The following is a 12,894-nucleotide window of genomic DNA, read 5'->3' as shown; positions in this document are numbered from 1 at the left end:
TTTACCTCTATTTTGACAATCTTTTGCACTCATTGGCTAACAACAATTTTCACAATTATAAAAGCCCCCTGTAACTACAAGGGGCTTAAAAATCAGCCTAATTTCTGTAAGCAAGCTAAATCTCAGAAAAGATTAAGCTTAGGTATATTCTTGACTATTGTAATTAATTATTACTAGTAACAAAGCCTATCGAGGCATAGACGGGTCTACACTAGCAATTTCAAACTCACAAGCTCTAGAAACTGATTCTGGTGGTAACTCCTCAAAAGTCACTAATGGTAAATAACTGGGGTTTGCCATCAGTTCTTTTGCTAATAAGAAGCCTGTAATTGTCCAAGTTTGATATTTTCTGGCTTGTTTACCAATCAGTCGCCCCTTTTTACCGTCGTAATACTCTGGCCATTCATCTTCACAGATACGTGGTTGAGCAATTTCAATAGCTTTTTGAGCCAGACTTGCTTTGTTTGTTTTTAAAGCCGCCGCTGCCAACATCCACATTAAGACTGGCCAACTACCAGCGTTATGATACGACCAGGGTATATTTTTGGGGTCACACCCAGTAACAATTCTATATTCCTCATCTTCCAAAGCCGGGAAACAGATTTTCATGGGCATATCTCCCACTAAATCTTCCCATCGTTTTTCAATGAGAGTCATGATTGCTTGTGACTGCTGTTCGGTAGCAAGATCGGAGACGATCGCCATCAAGTTCCCCAGTGCAAAAAAGCGAGTATCTAGCTGGGATGGCCCAACATTACCTGCTAGATAACCACCTTTTCGTGGTAGCCATTTGTCTAATTCATAATAGGGAAGAGAATCTACATATATATTGAATAAATTGACAGCAGCCTTGCCATATTCTTCGCTTTTGAAGCGATAAATTGCATTTAAGCGATTAATATCTATCCAATAATGCTGGCGAATATGACCGCATAAAAGAGGTAACCGATTATCAATGGCTACAACAACATCTTGATTTCCTTGACAAATTAGTAGTTCACGAGCTGCACGCAAGGCCATATAAAATAGAACTTGAAGCTCTAGAGGATGCCCATATATACCCATCCGACGGTCAATCATACAAGCACCATCTGGAACCAAAAGCGTTGGGTACATATCGAAGCGATTGGCCAAGCAGATTTCCATGATTAACCTGATACCATGTTGGAATTCAGGTTGATAGGCAAGAGAATAATCTTTTGTGGCAACGACATAAGCACGCAACAAAATAATCCACCAAAGACAGGAATCAACTGGTGTTACTCTGGCGATCGCGTGTTCACCAAAGTCTGCCTCTAAATATTCTTCCCCATTTGTAGATATAACTTTGAAGCTAGCTGGTATTAACCCTCGTCCCGGCTTATATGCGTCTAATGCTCTTTCTTTCGGCTGTAACTTTAACGTTTCTACTAGGAAATTGCGAACAATATCTGTTCTACCTTTGATCAGAAAAATTAAAGCTGAAGAGACAAAATCTCGAACAAAGCACTGATCATAATTGAGCGCCTCTACTGATAAATCATAGGCAGCTACCGTACCAACGGGGCGTCCTTGATAATAAATAATTGTCTTTTCTAGGGCTTGCCACGCTTCTTGTACTTCTATTTCTTCTATTTCTTTACTGGTTTTTATTCCGTTTAGTTGCATTGCTAGAATAACTCCGTTAGGGGTAAGGATTTTAGGGTAGTAGATGCGCTTTTCTTATTGCTGCCACTCTGATCATAACAATGACCATTTTTGGTAATAGCAAATATTATTCTGTCAAAAGTTAGTCCAATTACAACAGTTAAATTATTTATTTTTATGCAGCTTAACTTACTGTTTATTAGGTTTTAATCAGTTACCCTATGAGTGAATTACAGTTATTACTGTTCACTTCAAGCAATAACATGGTTACTAAAAACAGTTACACAAAATAAATTTTGAGATTATTTCTTGTTCCGTTTTTATCTCCGGCATCTTTGCTTTATTAAACAAAGACTAATAACCGATACTGTTTAAAGTTTGTGTGAAGCTGAAACTGCACGCAGTATATCTACTTAAATAGGATTTAGTTTTTGAGACTAGAATTCTCATTTTTCCCCTATAACTTAATAATTTATAACCTTTTTTCAGAATATGCAATAAGCAACTTGAGTAATTTAAGATGTCAATACTTCTAAAGAGCTATATATTTTACACCAGAGATAGATTATATGAGGGTATATGTTAGGAATTCGCCAAAAATTAGCCTTGAAATGTAAATAACTGTAACTATCTACACTAATGTCTGCATTACAAGAATATAGAAAGGATTGGGTAATGATGAGCGATCGCATTTTAACGTTTTCTCCACATTTCCCGATGGAAACTTGAAGAGAAACGAACCGCCTTGTCTACGAGAGGCTTCCGCCAACGCATAGCGTCTCGCAGAGAAGATACGGAGGAGGCAAAAAAAGGTGCAAGGTGAGTTTTAAAACAGTGAAAGCCCTTTGCTAAGCTCAGCGAAGGGCTAAAAATAATATTTGTTATGGAGAGCTTGTGCAAAGTTGAGATTTAATTTTGCACAACTGTTGCAATCAATTAAATCGAAGATTTTGGCTGACTGTTATGATGGGCGTTCCACAAGCGATATCCACCATAGCCAACAGCTGCTGTTACCGCTAATGGAACTACTACGGGAGCCGCTACTATTGCTGGTGCTGCTAATGGAGCTGCTGCTGTTATAGCTGCGTGTCCAATTGTAGTTGCAACCGCTGCTGCTATGCTTCCACCACTTCCTGTAGCAACAAGCGTTACTGCACTACCCGAAGCTACCCCCGCAGCAAATGCCGTCATATTGCCACATTCTGACTCACACTTAAAAATTTCTACATTTACATCTCCTACTGCATGAGCTGGAGCAGGTGAAATTGTCAGAGCGCCAGTCATTATAACCAGCGTAATTAAACAAATTGAAATTAGTCTTTTAGCATTCTGAAATATACGTTGCATGGCAGTTTGTCTCTTAATCTAATATTGATAAGTCACTGAAGCTAGTTACCTAAGCTTAAGAAACAAAAGTTACAACGCCATCCGAAATCCCCGCAAAGCAGAAAAAAGCCGAAATCCTCAAATCTACCAAGTTGTTTATCAAAAATTTAAATCACTATCAGCAATTTTTAAGTGTTTAAACTCATCACCTTCAAGAAACCATATGAGAGCATGAGTATCAATCACATATTTCATATTTACTTATGACCAGTCTAAGCCGTCTTCGCTATCTCCATGAAATTCAGTAACTTGGAAATCTTTTTATGTTGATTGTTTATTTCCAGAAAACATACCAAACTGCATTATTTGCTTTGAATGTTTATCTTTTTTATGCTCTAAAAAAGTTACAATAACCCGGCTTTCTGATATATTAGATGGTAATTCTGAAAGTTGTATATTACCGTTCTTATACACACCTTCAATAGATTGCAACATTAGTATTTCCGAATTTTGTACTTAATATAAATTATAAAGTTAATACCAATTAAGATGCCGATTTGCTAAAAAATATCAAACTTACTAGTGTTAGCTGCTTGCGTTACTTCCCCATATTCAAGCTTATTTGCTATACACGCAAGGCTAATGCTTGAACTCTAGCCACTGCTTCTTTTCTCGTCTGCCCATAAGTCGATACGCCAGGAAAATTAATCACTTCAGCCAAAAAGCGCTTATCCTCACATCTTGTTCAATTTTTCTCGTAAAGTTCATAACGTCTGAAGGTATTGTAATAAAAGCGATTCTGAATAAAACAAAAAATTTATATGACTTCTGTTTCTCCTCACAAAAAAGCTAAAGCTTTAAAACCTACTAGCCGCCGCCCTGCGAAAGAACTCTGTAGTGAGTGCGGGCTGTGCGATACATACTATATTCACTATGTCAAGGAAGCCTGCGCTTTTATCAATCAGCAAATAGGCGAACTAGAAGAAGAAGCGCACACGCGATCGCGTCATCTCGACAACCCCGATGAACTGTACTTTGGTGTTCATCAAGATATGATGGCGGCGCGAAAACAGCAGCCCATAGAAGGCGCACAATGGACTGGTATTGTTAGCAGTATTGCTATTGAAATGCTCAATCGTGGCTTAGTTGAAGGTGTTGTGTGCGTGCAGAACACCAAAGAAGACCGCTTTCAGCCCATGCCTATCATTGCTCGTACTCCAGAAGAAATACTAGCAGCGCGGGTAAATAAACCAACACTTTCGCCTAACCTTTCTGTATTGGAACAGATAGAACAATCGGGAATGAAGCGGCTATTGGTAATTGGTGTTGGTTGCCAAATCCAAGCACTACGATCTGTAGAAAAACAACTGGGTTTAGAAAAGCTGTATGTTTTGGGTACGCCGTGTGTAGATAATGTCAACCGCGCTGGGCTGCAAAAATTCTTAGAAACTACCAGCCGATCGCCTGATACAGTTGTACATTACGAATTCATGCAAGACTTCCGGGTTCACTTCAAACATGAGGATGGTTCAACAGAAACCGTGCCTTTCTTTGGCTTGAAGACAAATCAACTCAAAGATGTCTTTGCTCCTTCTTGTATGAGTTGCTTTGATTACGTCAACTCTCTAGCAGATTTAGTTGTCGGCTACATGGGCGCACCCTTCGGCTGGCAGTGGATTGTAGTCAGAAATGATACAGGCAAGGAAATGCTGGACTTGGTAAAAGACCAATTAGACACTCAACCAGTGATGTCTAAGGGAAATAGGAAGGAAGCAGTACAGCAAAGCATTCCTGCTTATGATAAAGGCGTTACTCTGCCGATGTGGGCAGCAAAACTGATGGGTGTGGTGATTGAAAGAGTTGGGCCGAAGGGTTTGGAATATGCCCGTTTTTCGATTGATTCTCACTTTACCCGTAATTATTTGTATGTGAAGCGGAATCATCCAGAGAAGTTGGAGGCGCACGTACCGGAGTATGCTAAGCGGATTGTGGGGCAGTATAAGTTACCTAAGTGATTGCTCACGCAGAGGCGCAGAGGCGCAGAGAGTTTTTAGAGATTGTTGACTACGCGAGAGATACCGTCTTTGATTAATGAGACGTTAAAGTTGATCAGTAATCCAACTCGTTTATCAGCAAGGCGCAGGTAGGTTAATAGCTGTTTTTTGTGTACTGGATGAACAGCTTCGACTGATTTAAGTTCGACAATTACCTGATCTTCGACTATCAAATCAGCCCGAAAGCCTTCATCCAAATTTACACCTTCATAAACCACCGGAATTATTACCTGTCTTCTAACTCTTAACTTTTGCCTCCGTAACTCAAAATCCATAACTGTTTCATAAACTGATTCCAATAAACCAGGCCCTAAAGTCGTGTGAATCTTGTAAGCAACATCCACAACTACACCCGAAACCTCATTCTCAATCATCTCTCTGCGCCTCTGCGTCTCTGCGTGAGACAATCCTAACTCATGTAACTTGTATAACCCCTAAGCTGGGCCTACTGCTTTGATCGCTGCCTCCAAAGCGATCGCCACATGAGTCCAATGAGTTCCCCCTTGGCAATAAACTACATAAGGCTCACGCAAAGGCCCATCTGCCGAAAATTCCAAAGTACTACCTTCAATAAATGTCCCCCCAGCCATGACTACTTGGCTCTCATACCCCGGCATTTCATCTGGAATAGGGTCAAGATAAGAACCGATGGGAGAATTCTGTTGTATCGCTTTACAGAACGCAAGTAATTTCTTAGCAGAACCGAGTTTAATTGCCTGAATCACATCCCCACGAGGAGCTAGGGGTGGAGGATTGACTGGATAACCAAGCTTGTCAAATACATAACCAGTAAGATAAGTCCCCTTCATCGCCTCTCCTACCATCTGTGGAGCCAAAAATAAACCTTGGAATAAGAGGCGATTTTGGTCAAAAGTAGCACCACCATAGCTACCAATACCGGGAGCAGTCAGGCGACAGGCGGCAGCTTCTACTAAATCAGCACGACCAGCGACATAACCACCAGCATTGACAATCGTACCACCAGGATTTTTAATCAATGACCCCGCTATCAAGTCAGCGCCTACATTAGAAGGTTCTCTGGTTTCGATAAATTCACCGTAGCAGTTATCTACAAAACAAATCGTGTTGGGGTTTTGCTGTTTAACTAGATGAACAATCTTTTGAATATCGGCAATTGATAAACTGGGACGCCAAGAATAGCCACAAGAACGTTGAATTAAAACTAAACGAGTTTTGTCAAGCACTGCATCGCTTAAAGTTTTCCAATTTACGCTTCCTTCTGGGGTTAGCTCTAATTGACGGTAATTTATGCCAAACTCTATAAGGGAGCCTTGACCTTTTCCCCGTAAACCAATGACTTCTTCGAGCGTATCGTAGGGAGAACCGACCACTGCTAACATCTCATCTCCAGGACGGAGTACACCAAATAAAGCACAAGCGATCGCATGAGTTCCCGAAACAAACTGCACCCGCACAGCCGCAGCTTCAGCACCCATCACTTCGGCAAAAACTTTATCTAAAGTTTCTCGTCCTAAATCATCATGTCCGTAACCAGATACACCAGCAAAATGGTGTGCGCCTACACGGTGATTACGAAAAGCATCCAACACTCGTTTCAGATTATGCTTGACCTGAGTGTCAATTTTAGAAAAAATTTCTAATAGTGCCTGCTCTGCTTGCCGCAGCTGTTCCAAGCTGTTCATTACTTCCTCGTTCACAAAAAATTATAGATATGCGGATTTTAAAATCGCGCAGACTAGGCTGGAAAATTCAACTTCAGGTTTCTGCATGACAATTGCTACCTCAACTAAACCTCAAATTAACTGGGTTAATACCCTGTTTTTCATTGGACTGCACATCGGCGCTTTATTTGCCTTTGTTCCTGGTAACTTTAGCTGGACAGCAGTTGGTGTGGGTTTATTGCTGTATTGGGTGACCGGTGGTTTAGGCGTTACTCTGGGATTTCATCGCCTTGTCACCCACCGCAGTTTTCAAACTCCCAAGTGGCTAGAGTATCTCCTGGTTTTCTTTGGGACACTCTCCTGTCAAGGAGGCCCAATTGAGTGGATAGGAACACATCGCATTCATCATTTACATTCTGATACTGATCCCGATCCCCATGATTCTAATAAAGGCTTCTGGTGGAGCCACATGGGTTGGCTGATTCATTATTGCCCCGCTCACGCTGACGTTCCTCGTTTCACCAAAGATATTGCCGAAGACCCAGTTTATCAGTTTTTAGAAAAATATTTCATTTTGATTCAGGTTGCTCTGGGTGTATTACTTCTGCTATTGGGTGGCTGGCCTTTCGTTATTTGGGGAATTTTTGTTCGGATTGTCTGGGTTTACCACTGCACTTGGTTGGTAAACAGCGCTACTCATAAGTTTGGCTATCAAAGCCATGATTCTGGTGATAGATCGACTAATTGCTGGTGGGTAGCCGTACTAGTATTCGGCGAAGGCTGGCATAATAACCACCATGCTTTTCAATACTCAGCTCGTCATGGGCTGCAATGGTGGGAAATCGATTTTACCTGGATGACTATTCAGTTGCTGCAAGTACTTGGTCTAGCTACTAATGTGAAACTAGCGCCAATAAAGCAGTAAGTTATTTATGGTTTGTCCTTTGTTATTTGTCTTTTGTCCTGAGTAGAGGACAAAAAATTGATGATGAAGGACTTTCTATGTAACTGTCCATTCGCCAACTCTACAAATGGCCTTTAAAAGCTACTTACGGGTGCGCTGGGATCAATTAGCTTGCTATAATCCGAGACGCTGACGTTCGTTAATGTTAAGAAATTTTACGGCAAGCCACTTTTTAGTGACTTGGTGGAGGAGTTTTTTGTTTTTCAGGTGTTCATGACTACATCAATAATTAACAGCCAGAAACTAAGTGATGACCTTGGTGATTCCGATCTAAGGCTAAAAGATATTATCAAAAGTTTGCCACGGGAATGTTTTCAGCAGAACCGCCGCAAAGCTTGGACACAAGCGCTGCTCAGTGTTTTTATGGTTGGGTTGGGTTACTATAGCTTGACAATTACACCCTGGTTTCTCTTGCCCCTGGCTTGGATTTTTACAGGTACTGCTTTAACAGGTTTTTTTGTCATTGCTCATGATTGTGGTCATCGTTCATTTGCCAAACGGCGTTGGGTAAATGATTTAGTGGGGCATTTCTTCATGATGCCGTTAATTTACCCATTTCACAGTTGGCGGATTAAGCATAATTATCACCATACTCATACCAATAAGCTGGATGAGGACAATGCTTGGCATCCAATCACACCAGAAGTTTTTGAAAGTTGGAATAAAACTCGCCAGTCCGCTTTTGAGTTATTCATGCGTAAACGCTTTTGGTGGGTGGGTTCAATTGGACATTGGGCAGTTGTGCATTTTGATTGGCGGAATTTCAAAACTAAAGACCAGTCAAGCATCAAGCTTTCTGTGGCTGTGGTAGTGTTGTTTGCAGCGATCGCATTCCCGATCCTCATCGCTACAACAGGTATCTGGGGATTTGTCAAGTTTTGGCTAGTACCCTGGTTGGTTTACCATTTCTGGATGAGTACTTTTACTATTGTTCACCATACTGCTTCAGATGTTCCTTTTGTAGCAGCGAACAAGTGGAATGAGGCTCTAGCTCAGCTATCTGGCACAATTCATTGCGATTATCCGCGTTGGGTAGAAGTCCTTTGCCACGATATCAATGTCCACGTTCCGCATCACATTTCTACTGCCATCCCCTCTTATAATTTGCGGCTAGCTTACAGTAGCATCAAAGAAAATTGGGAGCCTTATCTGCATAATGAATGTCAGTTCTCTTGGCCTTTAATGAAGCAAATTGTAGACCAATGTCAACTGTATACAACTGATGTTGGCTATAAGACTTTCAACGAATATTACACAAATCGATAAATAGCACTGCAATTAGTTTTGCTAGCAGCAAACCCACGCTCCTTTTGCTTAGGAGCGTTTATTATGCTGAAAATTAAATAGATTCTGGCAATTTTTTACTCATTTAAATTGTTAAATAAATTGCCATGTATCATCCTTGTGTGTTAACAATAACAAAGCTAATATACATAACATAATTAATTGCACTTCTTTTCGTGAAGGCTGTCATTTGTCTTTGAAGTTCTTATCTAAGGAAGCCTTAGCTCAGACTTCTCTCTTTGTAAAGACAAATAGCTAATGGCTAACAATAAAAACAACCTTCACGAGTTAGTCTGCAAAATTATTTGCGTAAAAGCTGAGTGCCGTAAGCATCGCAGAGGTAAGATTATTTTGCCTCAAAGAAAGTTCCGATTTATATCCAATCAAAGAATTCAGTGCAATCAAATACCATAAATTTCAACAATCCTCATGGCTGTGAACCGTCTGAGGAAGCAACCAAGCTGCCTTTTACACTTCAGGATTTAAAAGCTGCAATCCCCGCTGAATGCTTTCAGCCTGATGTGAGCAAATCACTGTTTTACTTCTTTCGTGATATCCTGATCATTGGTCTGCTTTACTTAGTCGCTTATCATCTGGATTCTTGGGCTTTCTTTCCGATTTTCTGGTTAATGCAAGGAACAATGTTTTGGGCTTTGTTTGTAGTTGGACATGACTGCGGACACCAATCTTTTTCTAAGCATAAATGGCTCAATGATTTGATTGGTCATTTATCTCATACACCGATACTTGTGCCTTATCACGGTTGGCGTATTAGTCACAGAACCCACCACAAAAATACTGGCAATATCGATAATGATGAAAGCTGGTATCCTGTGACAAAATCACAGTATCAGGAAATGGATTTAGCACAAAAGATAGGTCGATATTATGTTTTCTTATTGGCTTATCCAGTGTATTTGTTTAAGCGTTCTCCTAATAAGGAAGGTTCGCATTTTTTACCTAGCAGCTCGCTTTTTAAACCCTCAGAAAAATGGGATGTCATTACCAGCACTGTACTCTGTACTTGTATGGTAGGTTTACTGGGTTTCCTCACCTATGAATGGGGTTGGATGTGGTTGCTGAAGTACTACGCTGCACCCTACATTGTGTTCATTATTTGGTTAGATTTGGTGACATTTCTGCATCACACTGAGGAAGATATTCCTTGGTATCGTGGAGAAGATTGGACTTTCTTAAAAGGTGCAATTTCTAGTATTGACCGCGACTATGGTTTGATCAATCATATCCATCACGATATCGGTACTCATGTTGCTCACCACATATTCCTCAACATTCCTCATTACAATTTGCTGAAGGCGACTAAGGCAATTAAACCTGTGATGGGTGAATACTTCCGCAAATCTGAAGAACCAATTTGGAAGTCGTTATGGCGTTCTGCCATCAGTTGTCATTTCGTCCCGGATACAGGGAGTAAGGTTTACTATACATCTAACAAAATCAAAAGTTAGGAGTTAGGAGTTAGGAGTTAGGAGTTAATTCAAAATTTATAACTCTTAATTTCTAACTCGCAACTTTTAAAACCTTCCATTTCCCTGGACAATGTGTTTAACTGTCGTCAGAGTTTCCAAACTAATAAATCCTCGGCGATGACCTTTTTGGTTAGACATTCCTAAAAATACCGAATCTCCCCGCGAGGGGTTACGGGAAAAACGCGGAGAACAATTGATGTAGGTAGAGGCGCTGTTAACTCCTAGAGCAAACTGCCGACTTTCCTGATAAGATTCAGTCATAATGCAGTCAGCATGACCACTACTGTATTGATTAATCCAAGCGATCGCTCCCTCTAAGCTATCCACCAGTTTAAAAGCAACTGTCCTAGTTAAATATGGGTTTCCCCACTCTCCGTCCTTGGCTAGATGTAACTGGGGAAAAGCTTCTACTAGTTCGGCATCGCCTTTAATTTCAAAGCCTTTTTCTTTTAAGCTGTTCCACAAAACCGCCAAGGATGATGGCAAAGCTTGGCGATGAATTAGTACCTTTTCAATCGCATTCACCGGATCTGGTTCGCTTTGATGGCTATCAATAATCATCCCGCGCACCATTTCTAAGCTGGCATTCAGTGACCAGTAGAGGTAACAGTTGCCCATAGCTGATTTTAAAACTGGGCAAGTTGACTGCCGTACTACTTGCTGTATGAGGCTGGTACGCCCATAAGGAATCACTAAATTCACATATTGGTCTTGGGTGACTAAATCCCGAATGGAAGCGCCATGTTCTGCTGTTACCAGCTCTAGACAGGCTGGCGGTAGACCGACTTCTGCAATAGCATTTTGCAGTACCTCTGCAAGCACCGCGTTAGAATGGCTGGCTTCGGTACTACCTTTGAGAATTATACAATTGCCTGTTTTGATACAAAAACCCGCAGCGATCGCGCCTAAATCAGGGAATGCTTCATAAATAAATCCAATCACTCCCAAGGGCATTAACTGAGAATAACTCTGAGAGTCTTCTAGTTGGTAGTCTGCGTTTCTGACTCGCCGTAGCGGATCTGATAATTCCCCCAACCGCTGGAGAATGTCTACCGTTGTCTCTAGCCTTGTAGGAGTCAGCTTAAGCCAGTCTAAGATCAACTCTGGCACTGCCATTTCCCTACTGGCTTCTAGATCCAACGTATTGGCTTCTAAAATGTCATCAAATGAACGTTCCAATGCCTGTGCCATCGCCAACACAGCACGACTCCGATCTGCGCCTTTTGTGATCCCTAACTTCAGGGAAGCTTGATACGCGCGTTGAGCAATAGTAATTGGTTCAGGGCAATCATTAAAAACTACTTCAACAGTCATTGAGTTAACGTCTGTAGGTAAGCCAGACCATTAGTGCTGGCAGAATTGCCAACAGCACCGCCACCATTGCCCAAGCAATAATGCTCGAACCATTTGCCAATCGCAGTGCTAATGGCAGCCATATAATCACTAGCACGAAAATAATGCCCAGCGCTATCGGTAGATAGCTTTCTCCTAATTTAGGATGAACAACGTGCCAACTATTTCCCGTCCAGCGCCAGGCCCGCTTGTATGGGTAAGTTGTCGAAAGTTGTTCCAGGACATAACCATTATCTTCGAGTACAAATATTTGCTGACAGCGATCGCAACCAAATGCTTCTGTCAACGTAATCGGAATTAACCGTCCTTTGCGACGGCAAGGACAAGGATATTCCGTATTAAAGTCTATTTTTTCAGGTTTTTGAGATTGCACAAGCGTTCTAATAACTTGAGCGGGTTTTTCACAAACTTCGAGAATTATGATCTGCTAGGAAATGCCTTAAGAGCTAGTTTCCCTTTTATCAAAACTTTTAATATAGATAGTTGTCAGGCGAGGCAAACACTGCCATGATGCCGAAAGGCAGATGAAGCCAACTCAGGCTGTTGCGATTCCCATCTGGGGATGAGGTTATCTGACCAGAGAATATCTATCTGTTGTCCTTTGCTGTAGCTGGCAGTCTTGTTTAAGAATTTACTTCTTTTCATCTGTGGCTTCAAAAGTAATGCATTTGCTTTTAACAGGTCTTTACTGTGTTGACATATCTGATACGATTTTAAGTTTACGTGGCGGCAACTCCTAAAACAACCTGTTTGGAAAACCTATATCTACAAGCAACAGGAGTGTTTTCGAGCATTTCTACTTGTTGTTTTTTACTAATCACAGGCGTATGTTAAGAGCGAGGAGAGTCCAAACCTCAGCCAATGTGTAAATCTTTCCTCTAAATCAATTTAGGCTAACTTCACCGCCAAAAGACGTGTTGCACCTTACAATACTCCTAATTTAACCAGACGCCTTTCATCCAGTGTAGTACACCACACACCAAACGTCTGGACTGCGCCTAATAAGTCTTTTGGTAAAGATAACCTTTACTTTAAAGGCATTACTTAACATTTTTTAAAGCGGGTAACGCGATTCGAACGCGCGACATTCACCTTGGCAAGGTGACGCTCTACCACTGAGCTATACCCGCAATTTCCACGTAAATATTATATTC

Annotated in this window: 12 protein-coding genes and 1 tRNA gene; 4 read left to right on the top strand and 9 right to left on the bottom strand. The window is 41.2% G+C overall.

Features of this window, described 5'->3' with window-relative positions; translation table 11 throughout:
* Positions 1-186: 186 nt before the first annotated feature.
* The 3 genes from WKK05_RS00780 to WKK05_RS00770 form a co-directional block, all read right to left on the bottom strand.
* Complete coding sequence (locus WKK05_RS00780) at positions 187-1,647, bottom strand: glycoside hydrolase 100 family protein (protein ID WP_341527924.1); 1,461 nt, start codon at positions 1,645-1,647, stop codon at positions 187-189.
* A gap of 915 nt (positions 1,648-2,562) precedes the next feature.
* Positions 2,563-2,973, bottom strand: coding sequence for a hypothetical protein (locus tag WKK05_RS00775; protein ID WP_341527923.1), 411 nt, complete (start codon positions 2,971-2,973; stop codon positions 2,563-2,565).
* 300 nt (positions 2,974-3,273) lie between these two features.
* On the bottom strand, positions 3,274-3,447 hold the full coding sequence (locus WKK05_RS00770; RefSeq protein WP_341527922.1) for a hypothetical protein: 174 nt from the start codon (positions 3,445-3,447) through the stop codon (positions 3,274-3,276).
* 326 nt (positions 3,448-3,773) lie between these two features.
* Here WKK05_RS00770 and WKK05_RS00765 point away from each other — a divergent pair, with 326 nt between their 5' ends.
* Positions 3,774-4,967: a Coenzyme F420 hydrogenase/dehydrogenase, beta subunit C-terminal domain gene (locus tag WKK05_RS00765; RefSeq protein WP_341527921.1), complete on the top strand. Its 1,194-nt coding sequence runs from the start codon at positions 3,774-3,776 to the stop codon at positions 4,965-4,967.
* A 35-nt stretch (positions 4,968-5,002) separates the two neighbouring features.
* On the opposite strand, the gene WKK05_RS00760 is transcribed toward WKK05_RS00765, so the two are convergent.
* Entirely contained in the window at positions 5,003-5,380 is a 378-nt protein-coding gene (locus tag WKK05_RS00760; RefSeq protein ID WP_341527920.1) for a GxxExxY protein, read from the bottom strand.
* Between the two features lie 60 nt (positions 5,381-5,440).
* Positions 5,441-6,670: a methionine gamma-lyase family protein gene (locus tag WKK05_RS00755; RefSeq protein ID WP_341527919.1), complete on the bottom strand. Its 1,230-nt coding sequence runs from the start codon at positions 6,668-6,670 to the stop codon at positions 5,441-5,443.
* 85 nt (positions 6,671-6,755) lie between these two features.
* Between WKK05_RS00755 and WKK05_RS00750 the strand changes: the two genes are divergently transcribed.
* The 3 genes from WKK05_RS00750 to WKK05_RS00740 all read left to right on the top strand — a co-directional run bounded on the left by WKK05_RS00750 (position 6,756) and on the right by WKK05_RS00740 (position 10,366).
* Positions 6,756-7,574 (top strand): acyl-CoA desaturase, encoded by an 819-nt coding sequence (locus WKK05_RS00750; protein ID WP_341527918.1) that lies wholly within the window; start codon positions 6,756-6,758, stop codon positions 7,572-7,574.
* 252 nt (positions 7,575-7,826) lie between these two features.
* Positions 7,827-8,879 (top strand): fatty acid desaturase, encoded by a 1,053-nt coding sequence (locus tag WKK05_RS00745; RefSeq protein ID WP_341527917.1) that lies wholly within the window; start codon positions 7,827-7,829, stop codon positions 8,877-8,879.
* 413 nt (positions 8,880-9,292) lie between these two features.
* Complete coding sequence (locus tag WKK05_RS00740) at positions 9,293-10,366, top strand: fatty acid desaturase (protein ID WP_341527916.1); 1,074 nt, start codon at positions 9,293-9,295, stop codon at positions 10,364-10,366.
* Between the two features lie 66 nt (positions 10,367-10,432).
* Here the strand turns inward: WKK05_RS00740 and WKK05_RS00735 are convergent, their stop codons facing one another.
* From WKK05_RS00735 to WKK05_RS00720, 4 genes are all read right to left on the bottom strand, one after another.
* A complete protein-coding gene (locus WKK05_RS00735) occupies positions 10,433-11,701 on the bottom strand; it encodes a glutamate-5-semialdehyde dehydrogenase (RefSeq protein WP_341527915.1) in 1,269 nt (422 codons plus the stop codon).
* A gap of 4 nt (positions 11,702-11,705) precedes the next feature.
* Complete coding sequence (locus tag WKK05_RS00730; protein ID WP_341527914.1) at positions 11,706-12,113, bottom strand: hypothetical protein; 408 nt, start codon at positions 12,111-12,113, stop codon at positions 11,706-11,708.
* Positions 12,114-12,226: 113 nt separating this feature from the next.
* Positions 12,227-12,385 carry a hypothetical protein gene (locus WKK05_RS00725; RefSeq protein WP_341527913.1) on the bottom strand — a complete coding sequence of 53 codons (159 nt, stop codon included), beginning with the start codon at positions 12,383-12,385 and terminating at the stop codon, positions 12,227-12,229.
* Between the two features lie 413 nt (positions 12,386-12,798).
* A tRNA-Gly gene (locus WKK05_RS00720) sits at positions 12,799-12,870 on the bottom strand.
* Between the last annotated feature and the right edge of the window lie 24 nt (positions 12,871-12,894).

It is taken from the genome of Nostoc sp. UHCC 0302 (assembly GCF_038096175.1).
Taxonomy (GTDB): Bacteria; Cyanobacteriota; Cyanobacteriia; order Cyanobacteriales; family Nostocaceae; genus UHCC-0302.
Note: the sequence above shows the minus strand (reverse complement) of the source record. Positions and strands in the feature narration are given on the sequence as shown.